Annotated in this window: 19 protein-coding genes; 16 read left to right on the forward strand and 3 right to left on the reverse strand. The window is 60.8% G+C overall.

Annotated features, from left to right (window positions below; genetic code table 11):
* The first annotated feature begins 84 nt into the window (after nt 1-84).
* The 5 genes from CKW11_RS26140 (at nt 85) to CKW11_RS26165 (ending at nt 5,651) form a co-directional block, all read left to right on the forward strand.
* The gene (locus CKW11_RS26140; RefSeq protein ID WP_041068829.1) at nt 85-588 is read left to right on the forward strand and encodes an ureidoglycolate lyase; all 504 of its coding nucleotides are present in this window, start codon (nt 85-87) and stop codon (nt 586-588) included.
* A 51-nt stretch (nt 589-639) separates the two neighbouring features.
* Nucleotides 640-1,953, forward strand: a complete 1,314-nt coding sequence (locus CKW11_RS26145; protein ID WP_095139994.1) for a urate hydroxylase PuuD — start codon at nt 640-642, stop codon at nt 1,951-1,953.
* A gap of 236 nt (nt 1,954-2,189) precedes the next feature.
* Entirely contained in the window at nt 2,190-3,548 is a 1,359-nt protein-coding gene (locus CKW11_RS26155) for a nucleobase:cation symporter-2 family protein (RefSeq protein ID WP_095139995.1), read from the forward strand.
* A 158-nt stretch (nt 3,549-3,706) separates the two neighbouring features.
* Nucleotides 3,707-4,492, forward strand: a complete 786-nt coding sequence (locus tag CKW11_RS26160) for an outer membrane protein OmpK (protein ID WP_095139996.1) — start codon at nt 3,707-3,709, stop codon at nt 4,490-4,492.
* Nucleotides 4,493-4,865: 373 nt separating this feature from the next.
* Complete coding sequence (locus CKW11_RS26165; protein ID WP_095139997.1) at nt 4,866-5,651, forward strand: outer membrane protein OmpK; 786 nt, start codon at nt 4,866-4,868, stop codon at nt 5,649-5,651.
* 89 nt (nt 5,652-5,740) lie between these two features.
* Here the strand turns inward: CKW11_RS26165 and CKW11_RS26170 are convergent, their stop codons facing one another.
* Nucleotides 5,741-6,898: a patatin-like phospholipase family protein gene (locus CKW11_RS26170; RefSeq protein WP_095139998.1), complete on the reverse strand. Its 1,158-nt coding sequence runs from the start codon at nt 6,896-6,898 to the stop codon at nt 5,741-5,743.
* A gap of 35 nt (nt 6,899-6,933) precedes the next feature.
* Nucleotides 6,934-7,869, reverse strand: coding sequence for a lipid A biosynthesis lauroyl acyltransferase (locus tag CKW11_RS26175; RefSeq protein ID WP_027613348.1), 936 nt, complete (start codon nt 7,867-7,869; stop codon nt 6,934-6,936).
* Nucleotides 7,870-7,986: 117 nt separating this feature from the next.
* Between CKW11_RS26175 and minC the strand changes: the two genes are divergently transcribed.
* From minC to CKW11_RS26215, 9 genes are all read left to right on the forward strand, one after another.
* Complete coding sequence (gene minC, locus CKW11_RS26180; RefSeq protein WP_095139999.1) at nt 7,987-8,724, forward strand: septum site-determining protein MinC; 738 nt, start codon at nt 7,987-7,989, stop codon at nt 8,722-8,724.
* Between the two features lie 201 nt (nt 8,725-8,925).
* On the forward strand, nt 8,926-9,738 hold the full coding sequence (gene minD / locus CKW11_RS26185; RefSeq protein WP_007913953.1) for a septum site-determining protein MinD: 813 nt from the start codon (nt 8,926-8,928) through the stop codon (nt 9,736-9,738).
* Complete coding sequence (gene minE / locus CKW11_RS26190; protein WP_003223146.1) at nt 9,738-9,992, forward strand: cell division topological specificity factor MinE; 255 nt, start codon at nt 9,738-9,740, stop codon at nt 9,990-9,992. Before minD ends, minE begins: the two co-directional genes overlap by 1 nt.
* Nucleotides 9,993-10,167: 175 nt before the next feature.
* Nucleotides 10,168-10,803 carry an RluA family pseudouridine synthase gene (locus CKW11_RS26195; RefSeq protein WP_095140000.1) on the forward strand — a complete coding sequence of 212 codons (636 nt, stop codon included), beginning with the start codon at nt 10,168-10,170 and terminating at the stop codon, nt 10,801-10,803.
* Between the two features lie 51 nt (nt 10,804-10,854).
* Nucleotides 10,855-11,952, forward strand: a complete 1,098-nt coding sequence (locus tag CKW11_RS26200) for a hypothetical protein (protein WP_095140001.1) — start codon at nt 10,855-10,857, stop codon at nt 11,950-11,952.
* Nucleotides 11,953-12,125: 173 nt separating this feature from the next.
* On the forward strand, nt 12,126-13,415 hold the full coding sequence (locus CKW11_RS26205) for a M18 family aminopeptidase (protein ID WP_047598982.1): 1,290 nt from the start codon (nt 12,126-12,128) through the stop codon (nt 13,413-13,415).
* Between the two features lie 196 nt (nt 13,416-13,611).
* Nucleotides 13,612-13,788: a hypothetical protein gene (locus tag CKW11_RS28705; protein WP_007965354.1), complete on the forward strand. Its 177-nt coding sequence runs from the start codon at nt 13,612-13,614 to the stop codon at nt 13,786-13,788.
* Nucleotides 13,789-13,865: 77 nt separating this feature from the next.
* Nucleotides 13,866-16,019, forward strand: coding sequence for a mechanosensitive ion channel family protein (locus tag CKW11_RS26210; protein ID WP_095140002.1), 2,154 nt, complete (start codon nt 13,866-13,868; stop codon nt 16,017-16,019).
* Between the two features lie 66 nt (nt 16,020-16,085).
* Nucleotides 16,086-17,420 (forward strand): amidohydrolase, encoded by a 1,335-nt coding sequence (locus CKW11_RS26215; protein ID WP_095140003.1) that lies wholly within the window; start codon nt 16,086-16,088, stop codon nt 17,418-17,420.
* Nucleotides 17,421-18,150: 730 nt separating this feature from the next.
* On the opposite strand, the gene CKW11_RS26220 is transcribed toward CKW11_RS26215, so the two are convergent.
* Nucleotides 18,151-18,864 (reverse strand): UTRA domain-containing protein, encoded by a 714-nt coding sequence (locus CKW11_RS26220; RefSeq protein ID WP_095140004.1) that lies wholly within the window; start codon nt 18,862-18,864, stop codon nt 18,151-18,153.
* A 352-nt stretch (nt 18,865-19,216) separates the two neighbouring features.
* On the opposite strand from CKW11_RS26220, the gene CKW11_RS26225 reads away from it, so the two are divergent.
* Both CKW11_RS26225 and CKW11_RS26230 read left to right on the forward strand, forming a co-directional pair.
* Nucleotides 19,217-20,284 (forward strand): ABC transporter substrate-binding protein, encoded by a 1,068-nt coding sequence (locus CKW11_RS26225; protein WP_095140005.1) that lies wholly within the window; start codon nt 19,217-19,219, stop codon nt 20,282-20,284.
* Between the two features lie 180 nt (nt 20,285-20,464).
* A complete protein-coding gene (locus CKW11_RS26230; RefSeq protein WP_095140006.1) occupies nt 20,465-21,271 on the forward strand; it encodes an alkaline phosphatase family protein in 807 nt (268 codons plus the stop codon).

Here is a 21,271-nt window from a genome sequence, read left to right on the forward strand (position 1 = left end):
ACATTGATCGCAATTCCTGTGGGAGCGGGCTTGCTCGCGAAGGCGTCAGAACAGTCAACACAGAATTCGGATAAGAAGAACAGCATGCGCACACTACAGATTGAACCGCTGACCAAAGAAGCCTTCGCCCCCTTCGGTGACGTGATCGAAACCGACGGCAGCGACCACTTCATGATCAACAACGGTTCGACCATGCGCTTCCACAAACTGGCGACGGTCGAAACCGCTACGCCAGAGGACAACGCGATCATCAGCATCTTCCGCGCCGACGCGCAGGACATGCCGCTGACCGTGAGCATGCTGGAACGCCATCCGCTGGGCAGCCAGGCTTTCATTCCGCTGCTCGGCAACCCCTTTCTGATCGTGGTCGCGCCACTTGGCGATGTACCTGTATCAGGCTTGGTCCGCGCCTTCGTCACCAACGGCAGGCAGGGCATCAATTACCATCGCGGCGTCTGGCACCACCCGGTGCTGACGATCGAAAAGCGGGATGACTTCCTGGTGGTTGATCGCAGTGGCACAGGCAATAACTGCGATGAGCATTTTTTCAAAGAGGATGAGCGTTTGATCCTCGCCCCCCACCAATAAGAGAAGGTCTGATCACTCGACAACAAGAGTGACAGGCGAGAGGTAAAGACTGTGGAAGCACATCTGTTGGAATGGCTGAACCTGAGCGTGCGCTGGGTTCACATGATCACTGGCGTGGCCTGGATCGGCGCGTCGTTCTACTTCGTCTGGCTGGAGAACAACCTCAACCGCGTCAACCCGAAAACCGGCCTGGCCGGTGATCTGTGGGCGATCCACGGCGGCGGTATCTATCACCTGGAAAAATACAAACTGGCCCCACCGTCGATGCCGGAGAACCTGCACTGGTTCAAATGGGAAGCCTACTTCACCTGGATGTCGGGGATCGCGCTGCTGTGCGTGGTGTTCTACTCCAACCCCGTGCTCTACCTCGTGGCACCCGGCAGCGGCCTGACCGGCCCTGAAGGCGTGGCCATCGGCATCGGTTCGCTGATCGCCGGCTGGTTCATCTACGACTTCCTCTGCGATTCGGCCCTTGGCAAGAAACCCGCCCTGCTCGGCTTCATCCTGTTCGTGCTGATCATCGGCGCGGCGTATGGCTTCAGCAAGGTGTTCAGCGGTCGTGGTGCGTACCTGCACGTCGGCGCGATCATCGGCACCATCATGGTCGGCAACGTGTTCCGCATCATCATGCCGGCGCAACGTGCACTGGTCGCGGCGATTGCCGAGAACCGCACGCCGGACCCGGCGCTGCCCGCCAAAGGCCTGCTGCGTTCGCGTCACAACAACTACTTCACCCTGCCGGTGCTGTTCATCATGATCAGCAATCACTTCCCGAGCACTTATGGCAGCCAGTACAACTGGTTGATTCTGGCCGGGATCGCGGTGTTGGCGGTGTTGGTGCGTCACTACTTCAACACCCGTCACGACAGCCACAAGTTTGCCTGGACCCTGCCGGTGGCAGCGGTGGGCATGATCAGTCTGGCGTACGTCACCGGCCCTGCGCCGATGTCGACCGCGCCGGACGTGGCCAAGGCGCCAGCGAAAATCGAGTACCAGCCGCTGCCGGAAACGGCACTGGGCGGTGGCGCGAAACCGGCTGAAGCGGCGGCACCTGCAGCGCCAGCTGCTCCGGCTGCGGCACCGGCGCAGGCGTCCAACGCCGGCCCTGGTTTCGACAAGGTGCATAACGTGATCCAGGAACGCTGCGCGGTCTGCCACTCGGCGAAACCGACCAGCCCGCTGTTCAGCGCCGCCCCGGCCGGGGTGATGCTCGATACCCCTGAGCAGATCCGCCAGAACGCGGCGCGGATCCAGGCGCAAGCCATCACCACACAGATCATGCCACTGGGCAACATCACCCAGATGACCCAGCAGGAACGTGACCTGATCGGTGCATGGATCGCCCAGGGAGCCCAGACCAACTGAGCCAGACAAAAGCCTGTGTAAAAGCAGGCTTTTGTGGCGAGGGAGCTTGCTCCCGCTGGGTCGCGAAGCGGCCCCTCTCTTTGCCTGAAGAGCAGGGACTGCTGCGCAGTCCAGCGGGAGCAAGCTCCCTCGCCACAAACAAGCTCTGCAGCCACAAATATCAATGATGCAAAAGGACAGCTGTGAGCCACCCGGCAGCTGTTCAATCACAAGAATAAAAAGATCCGAGGTGTTGCATGTCCGAGCTGTCCAAAGCGCGCATACCCGACGCACCCGCCATTCAGCGTTTGCCCCTTTTGCAACTGATCCTGGTCGGTTTGCAACATGTTCTGCTGATGTACGGCGGTGCCATCGCGGTGCCGTTGATCATCGGACAGGCCGCTGGCCTGAGTCGTGAAGAAATTGCCTTCCTGATCAATGCCGACCTGCTGGTCGCCGGTATCGCCACCATCGTCCAGTCGCTGGGTATCGGCCCGATGGGCATCCGCATGCCGGTGATGATGGGCGCCAGTTTTGCCGCTGTCGGCAGCATGGTCGCCATGGCCGGCATGCCCGGTATCGGTCTGCAAGGGATCTTCGGCGCCACGATCGCCGCCGGGTTCTTCGGCATGCTCATCGCGCCGTTCATGTCCAAGGTCGTGCGCTTCTTCCCGCCGCTGGTGACCGGCACGGTCATCACCTCGATCGGTCTGTCGCTGTTCCCCGTGGCCGTGAACTGGGCCGGTGGCGGTGCCGCGGCGGCGCAATTCGGCTCGCCGATTTACCTGGCCATCGCCGCTCTGGTGCTGGCGACCATTCTGCTGATCCACCGCTTCATGCGCGGGTTCTGGGTCAATATTTCCGTGCTGATCGGCATGTGCCTGGGCTACGTGCTCTGCGGCGCCATCGGCATGGTCGACCTGAGCGGCATGGCCAGCGCGCCATGGGTTCAGTTCGTCACCCCGCTGCACTTCGGCATGCCGAAATTCGAACTGGCACCAATTCTGTCGATGTGCCTGGTGGTGGTGATCATCTTCGTCGAGTCCACCGGGATGTTTCTGGCGCTGGGCAAAATCACCGGCCAGGAAGTCTGCCCGCGCATGCTGCGGCGCGGTCTGCTGTGCGATGCCGGCGCTTCGTTCGTCGCCGGTTTCTTCAACACTTTCACTCACTCCTCGTTCGCGCAGAACATCGGCCTGGTACAGATGACCGGCGTGCGCTGCCGCTCGGTGACCATCGTCGCCGGCGGTTTGCTGATCGTGCTGAGCCTGCTGCCGAAAGCGGCATTTCTGGTGGCGTCGATTCCACCGGCGGTGTTGGGCGGTGCGGCGATCGCGATGTTCGGCATGGTCGCGGCCACCGGCATCAAGATCCTGCAAGAAGCCGACATCGGTGACCGTCGCAACCAGTTGCTGGTCGCGGTGAGCATCGGCATGGGCCTGATCCCGGTGGTGCGTCCGGAATTCTTCGCGCACTTGCCGATGTGGATGAGCCCGATCACCCACAGCGGCATCGCCATGGCCACCCTCAGCGCGCTGACCCTGAACCTGCTGTTCAACGTCCTCGGCGGTAAAGAACGCGCAGCGATCAACGACTGCCACGCGCATCAGCATTAACGGAATCACCACAAAACCTGTGGGAGCGGGCTTGCTCGCGAAAGCGGTATGTCATTCAACATTTGTATCGACTGACACGCCCCCTTCGCGAGCAAGCCCGCTCCCACAGGGGACGCGCAACACCCTGCCTCAACAATAAAAACAAGAGGGAGCAACCGATGATTCGCACGCAAACCAGCGTTCTGTTGAGTGGCGGCCTGCTGGCCGCGAGTCAGGCCATGGCCGGCGATTTACTGCTGTGGCAGACCAACAGCCTGAGCTACCTGTACGGCAAGAACTTCGCGATCAACCCGTCGATCCAGCAGACGGTGACGTTCGAGCACGCCGACAAGTGGAAGTACGGCGACAACTTCCTGTTCATCGACAAGATCTTCTACAACGGCCAGGAAGATCGCAACAAAGGCCCGCACACCTTCTACGGCGAATTCACCCCGCGCTTCTCGTTCGGCAAGATCTTCGACCAGAAAATCGAGTTCGGCCCGATCAAGGACGTGCTGCTGGCGATGACCTACGAGTACGGCGAAGGCGACAGCGAGGCCTACCTGATCGGCCCCGGCTTCGATCTGAAAGTGCCCGGTTTCAACTACGTGACCCTGAACATCTTCCGCCGCCAGACCGAAGGACCGCGCCCGGGTGACGGCGTCTGGCAGATCACCCCGGGCTGGTCGTACAGCGTGCCACTGGGCAATTCCGACCTGTTGATCGACGGCTATCTGGACTGGGTCGTCGACAACGACCAGAACGCGCGCGGCACCTACCACGCCAACCTGCACATCAATCCGCAGATCAAATACGACCTGGGCAAAGCCCTCGGCTGGAGCCACAAGCAGCTGTACGTCGGCACCGAATACAGCTACTGGAAGAACAAATACGGCGTCGAAAGCAGCCACAACTTCGACACCAATCAGAACACCGCCAGCCTGCTGGTGAAGGTGCACTTCTGAGATGGCCCGCAACCGTGCCCCATACCTGTCGTCGGTGCTCTGTTGCGGGGCACTTGAGAGCTGGCCGAGGAGTCAGTATTCTCCGCGGCCTCTTGAATTCGGTCTAAAAAAAAGCCCGAATTTAATTCCTGACCGACGAGCCAACTTATCCCGGCCCCGGTCAGTACCGAGGCATCCCGAAAACACGCGCAATCGACTGTTTTTCAGCAGCCGAACGGGTGTTTTTTTGCTTTTCGAAAGCGTTGGCCCAGCTCTTGCTATCACCAGCGAAGCTGACCGATCGGATGACTTTTGCAGCGACGAAAAAAGGCGCCACACCAGAGCGCCGATCTTAAAAAAATAAACGTGGAACACCTACTTTGGGAGCAACCGAATGAAACGTATGTGCACCAGCCTGATGCTCGCGGGATCGATGCTGGCCGGCGGCCAGGCCATGGCCGAGGGCCTGCTGCAATGGCAGAACAACAGCCTGACCTACCTGTATGGCAAGGACTTCCAGGTCAATCCGCGCATTCAGCAGACCGTCACCTTCGAGCACGCCGATGCGTGGAAGTACGGGGATAACTTCTTCTTCCTCGACAAGATCTTCTACAACGGTGGCAAGGACTTCAGCAACGGCCCGAACACCTACTACGGTGAGTTCAGCCCGCGCATCTCGCTGGGCAAAGTGCTCGACCAGAAGATCGAATTCGGCCCGATCAAAGACGTGCTGTTGGCGATGACTTACGAGTTCGGCGAAGGTGACACCGAGTCGTACCTGATCGGCCCAGGCTTCGACCTCGCGATTCCGGGCTTCGACTACTTCCAGTTGAACTTCTACCAGCGCCACACCGAAGGCTCGCGCGCCGGTGACAACGTCTGGCAGATCACTCCGGTCTGGTCCTACACCATCCCGGTCGGCAAGTCGGACATCCTGATCGACGGTTTCATGGACTGGGTCACCGACAACGACACCAACAAAAAGGGCGAGTACCACGCCAACCTGCACTTCAACCCGCAGATCAAATACGACCTGGGCAAGGCGCTGAGTTTCGGCGAGAAGCAGTTGTATGTCGGTGTTGAATACGACTACTGGAAAGACAAGTACGGGATCGACGACACCGGTGCGTTCAAGACCAATCAGAGCACCACAAGCTTCCTGGTGAAGTTCCACTTCTGATAAAGATCAAAAGATCGCAGGCTTCGCCAGCTCCTACAGGGATAGCGCATTCCAATGTAGGAGCTGCCGCAGGCTGCGATCTTTTGCCTTTAAGAAGTTAATCCGAGAAACCGGCACAACTCCTCACGCTTGGCCAACGCATCGCGCCGTCCCAGATCGATCAATTCGCTGCAATACCCCGCCTCGAACAGCAGATAACTCAGCACCCCTGCCCCACTGGTCTTGGTCGCTCCCGGACCGCGCAAGAACAGGCGCAATGCCGCCGGCAACTCCTGGCGATGCCGCGCCGCGATCTCGTCGATCGGCTGACTCGGCGCAATCACCAGCACCTCCACCGGCGCCACACCCAACTCACGAGTCGGCACGCCCTCGGGCATCAGTCGACTGAACTGGTTAAGACGCTGCAGCAACTCGATGTCGCTCTCCAGGCTGTCAATGAACGTGCTGTTGAGCATGTGCCCGCCGATCTGCGCCAGCGTTGGCTGTTGCCCGGTGTAGGCGCGCTCCAGCGGCTGCTGCGGATCAAAACCGCGCGGGTTGCCGCTGACACCCACCACCAGCACCCGGCTCGCGCCCAAGTGCAGCGCCGGGCTTATCGGTGCCGATTGGCGTACCGCGCCGTCGCCGAAATATTCCTCACCGATTTTCACCGGGGCAAACAGCAACGGGATCGCCGAACTGGCCAGCAGATGGTCCACCGACAATTGCGCCGGCACGCCGATCCGCCGATGGCGCAACCACGCATCGATCGTGCCGCCGCCCTGATAGAAGGTCACCGCCTGCCCCGACTCGTAGCCGAACGCGGTCACCGCCACCGCATGCAGTTGCTTGCGGGCGATGGATTCGGCGATGCCGGGCATGTGCAGTTTTTCATTGAGCAGGTCGCGCAGCGGCGAACTGTTGAGCAGCGCCACCGGCAGTTGCCGACCGATGCCGAGCAGGCTGTGACTGACAAAGCGGCTGGCCTGACGGATCACCCCCGGCCAGTCACTGCGCAACACCCGATGGCTGCGAAAGCCCTGCCAGAACAGCGTGAGGCGTTCGATCGCCGCGCGAAAATCGGTGGCACCGCTGGCCAGGCTGACCGCATTAATCGCCCCGGCCGAAGTGCCGACGATCACCGGAAACGGATTGTCCGCGCCCAGCGGCAGCAATTCGGCAATCGCCGCCAGCACCCCCACCTGATACGCCGCCCGAGCCCCGCCGCCGGAAAGAATCAAACCTGTGACCGGTTCCGCTGGGCTCATCGCAACGCTCCATGGTGCTTGAAAGGGTGAATGAATCAGCCGCGCCGTTTGGGGTAAAGCTTCGGCTCGCCCGGTGGACGGCTCTTGAAGCGGCGATGCGCCCACAAGTATTGCTCAGGGCAGGCGCGCAGCGCACTTTCCACCCACTGGTTGATGCGGAGGCAGTCGGCCTCTTCGGTCTCGCCCGGGAAGTCTTCCAGCGGCGGATGGATCACCAGCCTGTAGCCGCTGCCATCCGCCAGACGCTCCTGAGTGAACGGCACCACCAGCGCTTTACCCAACCGGGCAAACTTGGTGGTCGCGGTCACGGTCGCCGCCTGAATGCCGAACAGCGGCACGAAGATGCTTTGCTTGGCGCCGTAGTCCTGATCCGGTGCGTACCAGATCGCCCGGCCCGAACGCAGCAACTTAAGCATGCCGCGCACGTCGTCACGCTCCACCGCCAGCGAATCGAGGTTGTGCCGCTCGCGGCCCCGACGCTGGACGAAGTCGAACAACGGGTTCTTGTGCTCGCGGTACATGCCATCGATGGTGTGCTGCTGGCCGAGCAACGCGGCGCCGATTTCCAGGGTGGTGAAGTGCGCGGCCATGAGGATCACGCCCTTGCCTTCGCGCTGGGCCTTTTGCAGATGCTCCAGGCCTTCGACGTGGGCCAGTTTGGCCAGACGCTCACGGGACCACCACCAGCTCATCGCCATTTCAAAAAACGCGATGCCGGTAGAGGCGAAGTTTTCCTTGAGCAGGCGTTTGCGCTCGGCGGCGGATTTTTCCGGGAAGCACAGCTCGAGATTGCGCTTGGCGATGCGCCGCCGGTCGCCGGCCACGCGATACATCAATGCGCCCAAAACACGACCGATCGTCAGTAAAACCGCATACGGCAACTGCACGACCAGCCACAACAGCCCCAGACCGCACCAGAGCGGCCAGAAGCGGGGAGAAAGAAAGGCTCTTCGAAAACGCGGGCGATCCATTAAAGCTTCCGTAAATTCAGTGGCCGCGCATTCTACATCGTTCGACCCGGCTTGCGGCTCGCGGGCGTTCTCGTTATAAGTCTCGGCACTTTTAGTGACAAGCCGTTGTATGCCGATATGAGCCAAAACGAATCGCCAGACCGAGATCCCGTGTTCCAGTTGAAGGGCAGCATGCTGGCCATTACGGTGCTGGAACTGTCCCGCAACGACCTCGACAGCCTTGATCGGCAACTGGCCGCCAAAGTCGCCCAGGCGCCGAATTTCTTCAGCAATGCACCGTTGGTCCTGGCGCTGGACAAACTGCCGCCCGGCGAAGGTGCAGTCGATCTGCCCGGCCTGATGCGCGTGTGCCGCCAGCATGGCCTGCGCACCCTGGCGATCCGCGCCAGCCGTATCGAAGACATCGCCGCCGCCATCGCCATCGACATCCCGGTGCTGCCGCCGTCCGGCGCCCGTGAGCGACCGCTGGAAACGCCGGAACCGGAAATCAAAAAGAAGCCGGAAAAGCCCCCGGAGCCGACGGTCAAACCGACCCGCGTCATCACCACGCCAGTACGTGGTGGCCAACAGATATATGCCCAGGGTGGCGATCTGGTGGTGGTTTCCTCGGTCAGTCCGGGGGCGGAACTTCTGGCCGATGGCAACATCCATGTATACGGCCCGATGCGCGGTCGCGCACTGGCCGGCGTCAAAGGCGACACCAAGGCCCGGATTTTCTGTCAGCAATTGAGCGCTGAACTGATCTCCATCGCCGGGCATTACAAGGTTTCCGAAGATTTGCGCCGCGATCCACTGTGGGGCTCCGGCGTCCAGGTCAGCCTGTCGGCCGACGTGTTGAACATCATTCGGCTTTAACGGATACTGCCGCATTTTCCAAGCATCTCTAAAACGTAGCGAAAACGGCTCAAACGAAGTAGGAAAAAGGATCAAGGAGCGTTTGCCCCCGGGGCAATTGCAACTTGCGCCGAATTCCAGCCAAGGCTGTCCGACTGCAGTAGTTTTCAAGAGATGTTTTTCAGGGGCTAAAAAGTCCTTCTTCCTTAGGGGTGAAACACCTTGGCCAAGATTCTCGTGGTTACATCCGGCAAGGGTGGTGTGGGTAAGACCACCACCAGCGCCGCTATCGGTACCGGCCTCGCTCTGCGCGGCCACAAAACAGTGATCGTCGACTTCGACGTGGGCCTGCGTAACCTCGACCTGATCATGGGTTGCGAGCGCCGCGTGGTGTATGACTTCGTCAACGTGGTCAACGGCGAAGCCAACCTGCAACAGGCCCTGATCAAAGACAAGCGCCTGGAAAACCTCTACGTGCTGGCTGCCAGCCAGACCCGCGACAAAGACGCGCTGACTGTCGAAGGCGTGGAAAAAGTCCTGATGGAGCTCAAGGAACAATTCGAGTTCGTCGTCTGCGACTCCCCGGCGGGCATCGAAAAAGGCGCGCACCTGGCCATGTACTTCGCTGACGAAGCGATCGTCGTGACCAACCCGGAAGTGTCCTCGGTACGAGATTCGGACCGCATGCTCGGCCTGCTGGCGAGCAAATCGCGCCGCGCCGAACGTGGCGAAGACCCGATCAAGGAACACCTGCTGATCACTCGCTACCATCCAGAGCGTGTTGAAAAGGGCGAAATGCTTGGCGTTGAAGACGTCAAGGAAATCCTCTCGGTAACGCTGCTAGGCGTGATCCCGGAGTCCCAGGCGGTGCTCAAGGCATCCAACCAGGGTGTACCGGTGATTCTTGACGACCAGAGCGATGCCGGTCAGGCGTACAGCGATACCGTCGACCGTTTGCTGGGCAAAGAAAAAGCCCACCGTTTCCTCGATGTCGAGAAGAAGGGATTCTTCGAGCGCCTGTTTGGAGGTAGGTAATGAACCTTTTTGACTTCTTTCGTGCCAACAAAAAGCCAAGTACCGCCTCGGTAGCGAAAGAGCGTCTACAGATCATCGTGGCGCATGAGCGCGGCCAGCGCAGCACGCCGGATTACTTGCCAGCCTTGCAGAAGGAACTGGTCGATGTGATCCGCAAGTACGTCAACATCGGTAACGACGACGTACATGTTGCACTGGAAAGCCAGGGCAGTTGCTCGATTCTGGAACTCAACATCACCCTGCCCGATCGCTGAGTCGATCCGGCAGTCGCTACGGCGGCTCAGATCCCTGAAGCCTCTGTAGGAGCTGCCGAAGGCTGCGATCTTTTGATCTTGTTTCTGAACATCAAAAGATCGCAGCCTTCGGCAGCTCCTACAAGGGCATCGGGGTTTCTGAGCCGCCGTTGGCATTTGTTACGAGGCTGTTTTAATGCCGTTGTCCAACATCCGCATCATCCATCAGGACGCCGCCGTGCTGGTGGTCGACAAACCGACGTTGCTGCTCTCGGTGCCCGGTCGCGCCGACGACAACAAGGACTGCCTGATCACCCGTCTGCAGGAAAACGGCTACCCGGAAGCGCGCATCGTCCATCGCCTGGACTGGGAAACCTCCGGCATCATTCTGCTGGCCCGCGACGCTGACACCCACCGCGAACTGTCGCGGCAGTTTCACGATCGTGAAACAGAGAAAGCCTACACTGCGCTCTGCTGGGGTCAGCCGGAACTGGACAGCGGCAGCATCGACCTGCCGCTACGCTACGATCCGCCGACCAAACCGCGGCACGTGGTCGACCATGAATTCGGCAAACATGCACTGACCTTCTGGCGCGTACTGGAGCGTTGTGGCGACTGGTGCCGCGTCGTACTGACGCCGATCACCGGGCGCTCGCATCAGTTGCGTGTGCACATGCTGTCCATCGGTCACCCGCTGCTGGGCGACGGGCTGTACGCCCATGAGCAAGCTCTGGCGGCGTGGCCGCGTCTGTGCCTGCACGCGAGCATGTTGAGCTTCACCCACCCGCAAACCGGCGAGCGTTTGCGCTTCGAATGTCCGGCACCGTTTTAAGCGCTGCCTGATTGGCAGCGCGGTTTATTTGGACAAGGTTTCTGTTTTCGGATGAGTTGTATGGATTCCCTGGTAACCCCCCTCACGAAAGTTCGGCATCAACTGCTTTACCTGGTTTACGGCAATCAGGATGTGTACCGGCGCGAAGCCAAGTTCAGCATCCTGACCGTACTGTCCCAGGCTAAAAACGGCGAGCGACCGGCGATCCGTATTCTCACCGATCGCCCCGACGACTATGCGGGCTGGCCGGTCGACACGGTGTTGCTGGACGACGCGACCCTGACCCGCTGGCAAGGCACTCACGGCTATCACCACCGCCGCAAGGCCTGCGCCATCGCCGCCGGTATGCAGTGGGCGGAAAAGACCCTGTTCGTCGACACCGACACCCTGTTCAGCCGCCACCCGAGCCAACTGTTCAAATTCATCGAGCCGAACCGTTCGGTGATGGATCGCTTCGAGTACGACTGGAAAGATGTGCACCAGCGCGCCGACTATCAAAAACTCGGTCGCGACCTGCGCAACCAGGGCGTGACGCCGGATAACGGTTTCAAGCTCTACAACAGCGGTTTGTGCGGCGTCACCGACAAGGACTCGGCGCTGTTCGAAGAGTCGATCCGCCTGATCGATGAATGGACACTCGGCGGTTTCGAAATCCACACCATCGAGCAGATCGCCCTGTCGTACGCCATGCGCGAGCGTCAGGTGGTGGAAGCGCGCAAACACGTCTACCACTACTTCGCGGAAAAACGTTTCTTCCACGCGATGCAGACGTATTTCTTCTCCCAGCACGGTGAGCAGTTCAGTCAGCGCCTGGTGGATCTGTGCAGCGACGTGCCGCGGGTCAAACCGTTCCCGTCGGCCTGGCGCCGATTGAAAATCAAGTGGAAGCTGCGCCACCAGAAAGGTGCCCTGCGCAAGGTTGGTCGTGACCTGCTGTACGGCAGCGCCGCGCCGGAAGATCCGTACTACAGCGTTTGCCGACACGAATGGTGGGAATGCGCCTCGCGGGAAATTCTGCGTTGGGACGAGAGCCAGCAGAAAAAACTGCTGAGCCAGAAATCCTGGCCGCAACAGCTGCCGCGTCCGGATAAACCGGAAGATGAAAAACTCATCATGACCTACTTGAAAAAACGCGTAGCCGCACGCTGATCCACACCATCCCCTGTGGGAGCGGGCTTGCTCGCGAAAGCGGTGTGTCATCCAAAAAATCTGCATCTGACCCACCGCTTTCGCGAGCAAGCCCGCTCCCACCCCGATCCGGTCCGGATTCAATTCCCGGGCCGATGCGTTAAACTCGCGCCCATTGCTGTCTGGAGCTTCTTATGCGCGAAGAGTTGAACCAAGGCCTGATCGACTTCCTCAAGGCCTCCCCTACCCCGTTCCACGCCACCGCCAGCCTTGTTCAGCGTCTGGAGGCCGCCGGTTACGTGCGCCTCGACGAGCGCGAGCCGTGGACCACCGAGGCCAACGGCCGCTACTACGTCACCCGCAACGACTCCTCGATCGTCGCGATCAAAATGGGCCGCAACTCGCCACTGCACGACGGGATCCGTCTGGTCGGCGCCCACACCGACAGCCCGTGTCTGCGGGTCAAGCCGCAACCGGAACTGCAACGTCAGGGCTTCTGGCAACTGGGCGTTGAAGTCTACGGCGGCGCGCTGCTGGCGCCATGGTTCGACCGCGACCTGTCGCTGGCCGGCCGCGTCACTTTCCGCCGTGATGGCAAGGTCGAAAGCCAGCTGATCGACTTCAAGGCGCCGATCGCGATCATTCCCAACCTGGCGATTCACCTGAACCGTGAAGCCAATCAGGGCTGGGCGATCAACGCGCAGACCGAGCTGCCACCGATCCTCGCGCAGTTTGCCGGTGACGAGCGCGTCGACTTCCGCGCTGTACTGACCGATCAATTGGCCCGCGAACACGGTCTGAACGCCGACGTGGTGCTGGATTACGAACTGAGCTTCTACGACACCCAGAGCGCGGCGGTCATCGGCCTGCATGGCGACTTCATCGCTGGTGCGCGCCTGGACAACCTGTTGTCCTGCTACGCCGGCCTGCAAGCCCTGCTCACCGCCGACACCGAAGAAACCTGCGTGCTGGTGTGCAACGACCACGAAGAAGTCGGCTCCTGCTCGGCGTGCGGTGCCGACGGCCCGATGCTCGAACAGACCCTGCGCCGCCTGCTGCCGGAAGGTGACGAATTCGTCCGCACCATCCAGAAATCGCTGCTGGTCTCGGCTGACAACGCCCACGGCGTGCACCCGAACTACGCCGAGAAGCACGACGCCAATCACGGCCCGAAACTCAACGCCGGCCCGGTAATCAAGGTCAACAGCAACCAGCGTTACGCCACCAACAGCGAAACCGCCGGGTTCTTCCGCCATCTGTGCATGGCCGAAGAAGTACCGGTGCAGAGCTTCGTGGTGCGCAGTGACATGGGTTGCGGCTCGACCATCGGCCCGATCACCGCCAGTCACCTGGGCGTGCGCACCGTCGATATCGGCCTGCCGACCTTCGCCATGCACTCGATCCGCGAACTGTGCGGCAGCCACGATCTGGCGCACCTGGTCAAAGTGCTGAGCGCGTTCTACGCCTCCCGTGAATTGCCTTAAAAGCTGAAAAGCTTCGCGAGCAAGCCCGCTCCCACATTGGAATGCATTTCAACCTGTGGGAGCGGGCTTGCTCGCGAAAGCGGCAGTCCAGACAACACAATTTCATCATTGGACTGACTCAATTCTGATACACATCAGAACCGCTCCGCCAAAAGCGACCTAGACTTAAATCATCCCCTTCGACAAGGCAGTCACCATGATTTCGATGTCCTCCTTCCACGCCATGCTCATTCCCATCCTGTCGGGGATGATCCTGCTGGCAATCGGTTTCAACTTCCGCGACAAGAACGCCGGTGTGTTTGCCATGTGGGTCGGCATGCTGATGATCCTGGCGACTGTGGTCTACAAGATCCTCGCCAAACTCAACGAATAAATCCGCGCCCGGCTCGCATTGATTCTGGCTGCCTCGTACACTCGCTCAATTCGCCCCTTTGCGAGGTTGACCGCCTAGTGTTCGCTCGTCTGTTTGCTCTGCCCTGCCTGTTCCTTGTCTGCCTGATGACGCTGCTGCCGCTGGCCCCTGCCCAGGCGGTCGGGTTGCCGGGCCTGCTCAACACCACCAAGACGCAGCCGGAGGCACAAGAGCCGCTGGGCCAGTCGCTGGATGAAGTCATCAAGTCGCTGGAAAACGACAAGCAACGCGCACAGTTGCTGAGCGATCTGAAAAAGCTGCGCGACGCCACAAAGAAAGCCCAGGCCTCACCGGAAGAAGGCGTGCTGGGCCTGATCGGCGGCACCCTGGCCAGTTTCGAGAAGCAATTCTCCGGTGACGACAGCCCGCTGACCCGCTGGTCCGACGAGTTCGATCTGGCCAAAGACGAACTCGATAACCTGATGCTGCCGGCCAGCGAATGGCTGCCGATCATCTTCGGCTTCGCGGTGATCCTGATGGTCTGGAGCCTGCTCGCCGCCGCGCTGATCTGGCTCGGTCACCGGGTGCGCATGCGCTTCGGCCTGACCGAAGAACTGCCGCAGCATCCCAAGGCCCTCGACATGCTGCGCTTCGCCCTGCGCAAGCTCGGGCCGTGGCTGATTGCGTTGGTCATTACCGTCTACATGAGCTACGCGCTGCCGTCGTCATTGGGCAAAAGTCTGGCGATGGTGCTGGCTTATGCACTGGTGGTCGGCACCTGTTTCTCGGCGATTTGCGTGATCGCCTTCTCGCTGCTCGACGGCCCGCACCGGCACCGGGCGCTGTACATCCTGCGGCATCAGGCCTTCCGTCCGTTGTGGCTGATCGGCAGCTTCGCCGCATTCGGTGAAGCGCTGAACGACCCGCGCCTGGTCGAAAGCCTCGGCGTGCACCTGGCGCACAGCACCGCGACCGTCACCAACGTGCTCGCGGCGCTGTTCACCGGGCTGTTCATCCTGCGTTTCCGCCGGCCGATCGCGCACCTGATCCGCAACCAGCCGTTATCCCGCCGCCTGACCCGCCGCGCCCTCAGCGACACCATCGATATCCTCGGCACCTTCTGGTACGTGCCGGCGCTGGTGCTGGTCGGGATCTCGCTGTTCGCCACCTTCGTCTCCGCCGGCGACACCAGCACCGCCCTGCGTCAGTCGCTGATCTGCACGGTGCTGCTGGTGATGTGCATGGTGATCAACGGCCTCGTGCGCCGTCATTCACTCAAACCGCAGCGCGGGCCGAAGCGTCATGCGCTGTATTCGGAACGCCTGAAAAGCTTCTTCTACACCCTCGCCCACCTGCTGGTGTGGCTGATCTTCATCGAACTCGGCCTGCGCGTGTGGGGCAAGTCGCTGATCGGGTTTGCCGAGGGCGAAGGGCATGACGTCAGCGTCAAACTGTTCAGCCTGATCGGTACGCTGATTTTCTCCTGGCTGATCTGGATCCTCGCCGACACCGCCGTGCACCACGCCCTCACCCGCTCGCGCAAAGGCCTGGCGAATGCCCGCGCACAAACGATGATGCCGCTGATCCGCAACGTGCTGTTCGTGGCGATTTTCATCATCGCGCTGATCGTCGCCCTGGCGAACATGGGCATGAACGTCACGCCACTGCTGGCCGGTGCCGGTGTGATCGGTCTGGCCATCGGTTTCGGTGCGCAGTCGCTGGTGGCGGACCTGATCACCGGCCTGTTCATCATCATCGAAGACTCGCTGGCCATTGATGACTACGTCGACGTCGGCGGCCACCTCGGCACCGTCGAAGGCCTGACCATCCGCACCGTGCGTCTGCGCGACATCGACGGCATCGTCCACACCATTCCCTTCAGCGAAATCAAAAGCATCAAAAACTACTCCCGCGAGTTCGGCTACGCGATCTTCCGCGTGGCGGTGCCGTACAACATGGAAATCGACGACGCGATCAAACTGATGCGCGAAGTCGGCCAGAAAATGCGTACCGACCCGCTGCAACGGCGGAACATCTGGTCGCCGCTGGAGATTCAGGGCGTGGAAAGTTTCGAGTCCGGCAGCGCGATTCTGCGCGCCCGGTTCAAGACTGCGCCGATCAAACAATGGGAAGTTTCCCGCGCGTTCAACCTGTCGCTCAAGCGCCATCTGGACGAAGCCGGCCTCGATCTGGCGACGCCACGCATGAGCGTGCAGGTCATCACTGCCGGCGGTGGCCAGCCGAAGGAATAGCACTTCGCGCAGACACTCGGGTCACAGGCAGGGAAGCCAGAACAACAATAACCATGGAGAAACCCGATGCAACTGACACGTATCGCCCAGACCGTTCTGCTCACTCTGCTGGCCGGCACCGCCAGCGCCGCCACCCTGGACAGCACCCGCGAACAGATCGCCACGCAAGCCAAGGCACTTGAACCGGAGCTGCTGGAAACCCGCCGCGACATCCACGCCCACCCGGAACTGGGCAACAGCGAAAAACGCACGTCAGAACTGGTCGCCAGGCAGCTCAAGGCGCTGGGCCTGGAAGTCAAAACCAACGTCGCTCGCACCGGCGTGGTCGCCATCCTCAAAGGCGCCCTGCCCGGCCCGACCGTCGCCTTGCGCGCCGACATGGACGCGCTGCCGGTCAAGGAAGTCGCCGACCTGCCCTTCGCCTCGAAAGCCAAAGGCACCTACCTCGACAAAGAAGTCGACGTGATGCACGCCTGCGGCCACGACGCCCACACCGCGATCCTGCTGAGCACGGCGAAAATTCTCACGGGCATGCGCGACACCCTGCCCGGCACCGTGATCTTCTACTTCCAGCCCGCCGAAGAAGGCCCGAGCGACTTCATCCCCGACGGCAAAAACACCTGGGGCGCGAAAATGATGGTGCAGGAAGGCGTGATGAAATCACCCAAACCCGACGCCGTCTTCGGCCTCCACGTCTGGGCCGGCGTCCCCGCCGGCCAGATCGCCTACCGCCCAGGCGCCACCCTGGCCAGCTCCGACGACCTGCGCATCAAAATCCTCGGCAAACAGACCCACGCCGGCCGCCCGTGGGACGGCATCGACCCGATCACCGTCGGCGCACAAACCATCGTCGGCCTGCAAACCGTCGTCAGCCGCCGCACCGACATTTCGTCCTATCCGTCGGTGGTCAGCATCGGCACCATCAACGGCGGCACCCGCTACAACATCATTCCCGAGTCCGTCGACATGAGCGGTACCATCCGCTCCTACGACTACGGCATCCGCCAGAAACTCCACGCCGACGTACGCCAGACCATCGAAAAAATCGCCGAAAGCGGCGGCGCCAAAGCCGACGTGACCATCATCGAAAAATACGACCCGACCATCAACAACCCGGCACTGACGGAAAAAATGCTGCCGACGTTGAAGTGGGCAGCCAAGGATGACGTGGTCAACGCACCGCTGGTGGGCGGCGCGGAAGACTTCTCGTTCTTCGCCAAGGAAGTCCCGGGGCTGTTTGTGTTCCTCGGGGTGACACCACGGGATCAGGACATGAGCAAGGCCGCGCCGAATCACAATCCGGGGTTCTTCGTGGATGAGTCGGCGCTGGTGGTTGGGGTGAGGACGATGGCGTCGTTGGCGACGGATTATTTGTATGGGAATGCTGAGGCGGCCAGATAGAGATGGGGTGACTGCGGGGCCGCCTTCGCGAGCAAGCCCGCTCCCACAGTGGGATTGGGTGTATTCAGTGGGAGATTGGTTGGCTGTCAAGCCGCTATCGCTGGCGGGCCAGCTCCCACACTGGGATTGGGTGCAGGCAGTTGGAGGTTGGTCGGCTGTCAGGGCGCCATCGCTGGCGGGCCAGCTCCCACAGTTGGATTGAGTACAGGCAGCTGCAGATTGGTCGGCTGTCAGGCCGCCTTCGCTGGCAAGCCAGCTCCCACAGTGGATTGGGTGTGGGCAGTTGGAGATTGGTCGGCTGTCAGGCCGCCATCGCGAGCAGGCTCACTCCTACAGAAAAGCAAAAGCCGACCGCACGCTTTTCACCACTCAACAGGATGAGCGCAAGCTCGGCTGCAGCTCTTGATCTTGCCGTGCCGGCCCCATCGGCAGGCTGAGTGGAGGGGTTTATCCGGGGGTGGGAGCGCAGCGACGTTTGGCGAAGCCAAACACATCGAGAGGAGGTGCAGCGAAGCAAACCGGAGGCGATGCGCCCGGATGAACCCCGTAACGAAGGAACCCGAGCCTAAGCGAGGGCCGTACGCCGGGGCCAAGACCTTTGGTTACTTTGGGGCGTTTGCCAAAGTGACTCGCCGTAAGGGCGAAACCGTCAGCGGCAGCACCCGAAGAAACGGATATTCACACAGAACCCAACAGCCTGGTCGGCCCAGAGGCCGCCAAGGCCAAAAGCTCAAACAACATCTACACCAACGTGAATCGCATCATGCCGCCAAAACTCCAGATCACAATCAATCAACCGCTCATGCTGATCATAATTAACCCGAGCAATTTTTAATCCCGGGCTCCCGACAGAAACCCGCAAAGCCGCCGCCGCATCCACCGCCAACGACGTCGGCACGATCTCGAACCGCACCCGCCCATAGTGCAAATCGTAATGCCGCGCATAAAGCTCGGTCATCGACTGATTCAAATCAAACCCCAGAATCCCCGGAAAATACTGCGGATTCAGATAATGCTCCACATACAGAACGAGCCGCCCATCAATCCGCCGCGACCGACAAATCTGAATCACGCTCGACAACGCCGGCAACTGCAACCACGCACACACCGCCGCCGAAGCCGGCTGCAGGCGCGCCGAAATCACCTCGGTCGACGGCACCCGCCCCTGCGCACTAACCATCGCGTGAAAGTGACTGCGCTGCATCAGGTTGTACGCCAGACGCGGCGGTGAAACGAACCAGCCACGGCGCTCCTCGCGATAAATCTGCCCCTGCGCCTCCAGCTGCAACAAAGCCTCACGCACCGTAATGCGCGTAGTACCGAACAACTCACTGAGCTTGCGCTCGGCCGGCAACTTGCTCCCGGGCGCGAGCAGACCGTGATCAAGTTGCTCCTGCAGCACCTGACCAATCGCTGTCACCGCTTTTGTTGCCTCATCGCGCATCAACGTTACCTATCTGGACTAGACCAGCACTGTTTCGGGGCAAAAATCGCACGGCCTGCAAGCCGTTTCCATGTGTTGCAAGCGTAGGCAGTGCAGATGACCGAGAGATGACAAACCCGCCCGACGGTCGTCCTCACGACTTGCAATACATCGGCCAAGTCCCTTGCCAGTCGGGGCTTTGACCTTGGTCTACGCTTACCCGGCAAGCGCCGAAACCGGACCAATAAAAGGCCTGCCGGGCGAGCGCCGACATCAAAGTGTCATCCAGCCCCCTTAAATTGGCTCAGGTATTGCTGACCTAGACCAACACAAACCGCAATCGCAGCGTTGAACACGACCAAGGAGCTTCGGAATGAAACAGCTTTTCCTGGCAACACTGTTAGGCTCGACCATTGCAATGTGCACCGGCGCCATGGCGGCGGGTACCGACCTGAAAACCCTCGAAGCCGCTGCGAAAGCGGAAGGCGCCGTCAACAGCGTCGGCATGCCCGATGACTGGGCCAACTGGAAAGGCACCTGGGAAGACCTGGCCAAAACCTACGGCCTGAAACACATCGACACCGACATGAGCTCGGCCCAGGAAATCGCCAAGTTTGCCGCCGAAAAAGACAACGCCACTGCCGACATCGGCGACGTCGGCGCGGCCTTCGGCCCGATCGCGGTCAAGCAAGGCGTGGTGCAACCGTACAAGCCAAGCACCTGGGATCAAGTCCCGGACTGGGCCAAGGACAAGGACGGCAACTGGGCACTGGCCTACACCGGCACCATCGCCTTCATCGTCAACAAGAAGCTGCTGCACGGCTCCGAAGTACCAACCAAATGGGCTGACCTCAAGGGCGGCAAGTACAAGGTTTCCATTGGTGACGTGAGCACCGCCGCGCAAGCCGCCAACGGCGTACTGGCCGCTGCCCTGGCCAACGGTGGCGACGAGAAGAACATCCAGCCGGCCCTGCTGCTGTTTGCAGACATCGCCAGGCAAGGTCGTCTGTCGATGGCCAACCCGACCATCGCTACCATGGAAAAAGGCGAGATCGAAGTCGGCGTGGTCTGGGACTTCAACGGCCTGAGCTACAAGGCCAAGATGGCCAACCCGGATGACTACGTGGTGCTGATCCCGTCCGACGGCTCGGTGATTTCCGGCTACACCACGATCATCAACAAATACGCGAAAAACCCGAATGCCGCCAAGCTGACCCGCGAATACATCTTCAGTGATGCCGGCCAGACCAACCTCGCCCGCGGCAACGCTCGTCCGATCCGCGCCGAACACCTGCAACTGCCGGAAGACGTGAAAGCCAAGCTGCTGCCGAACGAGCAGTACAAGAAGGTCACGCCGATCAAGGACGCCGACGCCTGGGAAAAAACCTCCAAGGCCCTGCCGCAGAAGTGGAACGAAGAAGTCATCGTAGAGATGAAGTAATCCTGTAGATCCCGATTCGGGATCCATTGGAGATCCAAATGTGGGAGCGGGCTTGCTCGCGAATGCGGTGGATCAGTCAAGCATCTATCGACTGACACTCCGCCTTCGCGAGCAAGCCCGCTCCCACAGGGGATCCAGGTTGAATCTGAAATTTCCTGTTTTCGCGGAGTTTTTGCCCCTATGAAGCACAACGTCATCCTTGTCGTGCTCGACGGCCTCAGCCATGAGGTCGCGCGTCACGCCATGGGGCATCTGCAGGCTTACGTTGGCGCAGGACGCGCCGCGCTCTATCAGTTGGAGTGCGAGTTGCCGGCCCTGTCCCGACCGCTTTACGAATGCATCCTTACCGGAGTGCCGCCGATCGACAGCGGCATCGTCCACAACAACGTTGCGCGCCTGTCCAATCAGCGCAGCATCTATCACTACGCCCGCGACGCCGGCCTGAAAACCGCCGCAGCGGCTTATCACTGGGTCAGCGAGCTGTACAACCGCTCACCGTTCGTACCGGCCCGCGACCGTCATACCGACGATCCAGCGCTACCGATCCAGCACGGGCATTTCTACTGGAACGATCACTACCCGGATTCGCACCTGTTCGCCGACGCGGAACACCTGCGCCTGCGCCATGCGCCGAATTTCCTGTTGATCCACCCGATGAACATCGACGACGCCGGGCACAAGCATGGCCTCGACTCTTCGCAGTACCGCAACAGCGCACGCTCGGCAGACATCATCCTCGCCGACTACCTGCAAGGCTGGCTCGACGCGGGTTATCAGGTGCTGGTGACTGCCGATCACGGCATGAACAACGACCGCTCGCACAACGGCCTGCTGCCGGAAGAACGCCAAGTGCCGCTGTTCGTCCTCGGCGACGCCTTCAGCCTGAATGCTGACGCCGCGCCAAAGCAGACCGAGATCTGCGGCACGGTCTGCGAACTGCTCGGCGTACCTCACGACAAACCTGTGTGCCGGGAGCTGCTCAAGTGA

Source organism: Pseudomonas sp. Irchel s3a10 (assembly GCF_900187525.1).
Lineage (GTDB): Bacteria > Pseudomonadota > Gammaproteobacteria > Pseudomonadales > Pseudomonadaceae > Aquipseudomonas > Aquipseudomonas koreensis_G.

Excerpts from the sequence above, each read along its gene's own strand:
- CKW11_RS26175 (WP_027613348.1), bottom strand. The coding sequence starts at position 7,869 with ATGGATCGCCCGCGTTTTCGAAGAGCCTTTCTTTCTCCCCGCTTCTGG.
- minE (WP_003223146.1), top strand. The coding sequence starts at position 9,738 with ATGAACCTTTTTGACTTCTTTCGTGCCAACAAAAAGCCAAGTACCGCC.
- CKW11_RS26170 (WP_095139998.1), bottom strand. The coding sequence starts at position 6,898 with ATGAGCCCAGCGGAACCGGTCACAGGTTTGATTCTTTCCGGCGGCGGG.
- CKW11_RS26220 (WP_095140004.1), bottom strand. The coding sequence starts at position 18,864 with ATGCGCGATGAGGCAACAAAAGCGGTGACAGCGATTGGTCAGGTGCTG.
- CKW11_RS26205 (WP_047598982.1), top strand. The coding sequence starts at position 12,126 with ATGCGCGAAGAGTTGAACCAAGGCCTGATCGACTTCCTCAAGGCCTCC.
- CKW11_RS26230 (WP_095140006.1), top strand. The coding sequence starts at position 20,465 with ATGAAGCACAACGTCATCCTTGTCGTGCTCGACGGCCTCAGCCATGAG.
- CKW11_RS26155 (WP_095139995.1), top strand. The coding sequence starts at position 2,190 with ATGTCCGAGCTGTCCAAAGCGCGCATACCCGACGCACCCGCCATTCAG.
- CKW11_RS26195 (WP_095140000.1), top strand. The coding sequence starts at position 10,168 with ATGCCGTTGTCCAACATCCGCATCATCCATCAGGACGCCGCCGTGCTG.
- minC (WP_095139999.1), top strand. The coding sequence starts at position 7,987 with ATGAGCCAAAACGAATCGCCAGACCGAGATCCCGTGTTCCAGTTGAAG.
- CKW11_RS28705 (WP_007965354.1), top strand. The coding sequence starts at position 13,612 with ATGATTTCGATGTCCTCCTTCCACGCCATGCTCATTCCCATCCTGTCG.
- CKW11_RS26160 (WP_095139996.1), top strand. The coding sequence starts at position 3,707 with ATGATTCGCACGCAAACCAGCGTTCTGTTGAGTGGCGGCCTGCTGGCC.
- CKW11_RS26140 (WP_041068829.1), top strand. The coding sequence starts at position 85 with ATGCGCACACTACAGATTGAACCGCTGACCAAAGAAGCCTTCGCCCCC.
- CKW11_RS26165 (WP_095139997.1), top strand. The coding sequence starts at position 4,866 with ATGAAACGTATGTGCACCAGCCTGATGCTCGCGGGATCGATGCTGGCC.
- CKW11_RS26225 (WP_095140005.1), top strand. The coding sequence starts at position 19,217 with ATGAAACAGCTTTTCCTGGCAACACTGTTAGGCTCGACCATTGCAATG.
- CKW11_RS26200 (WP_095140001.1), top strand. The coding sequence starts at position 10,855 with ATGAGTTGTATGGATTCCCTGGTAACCCCCCTCACGAAAGTTCGGCAT.
- CKW11_RS26215 (WP_095140003.1), top strand. The coding sequence starts at position 16,086 with ATGCAACTGACACGTATCGCCCAGACCGTTCTGCTCACTCTGCTGGCC.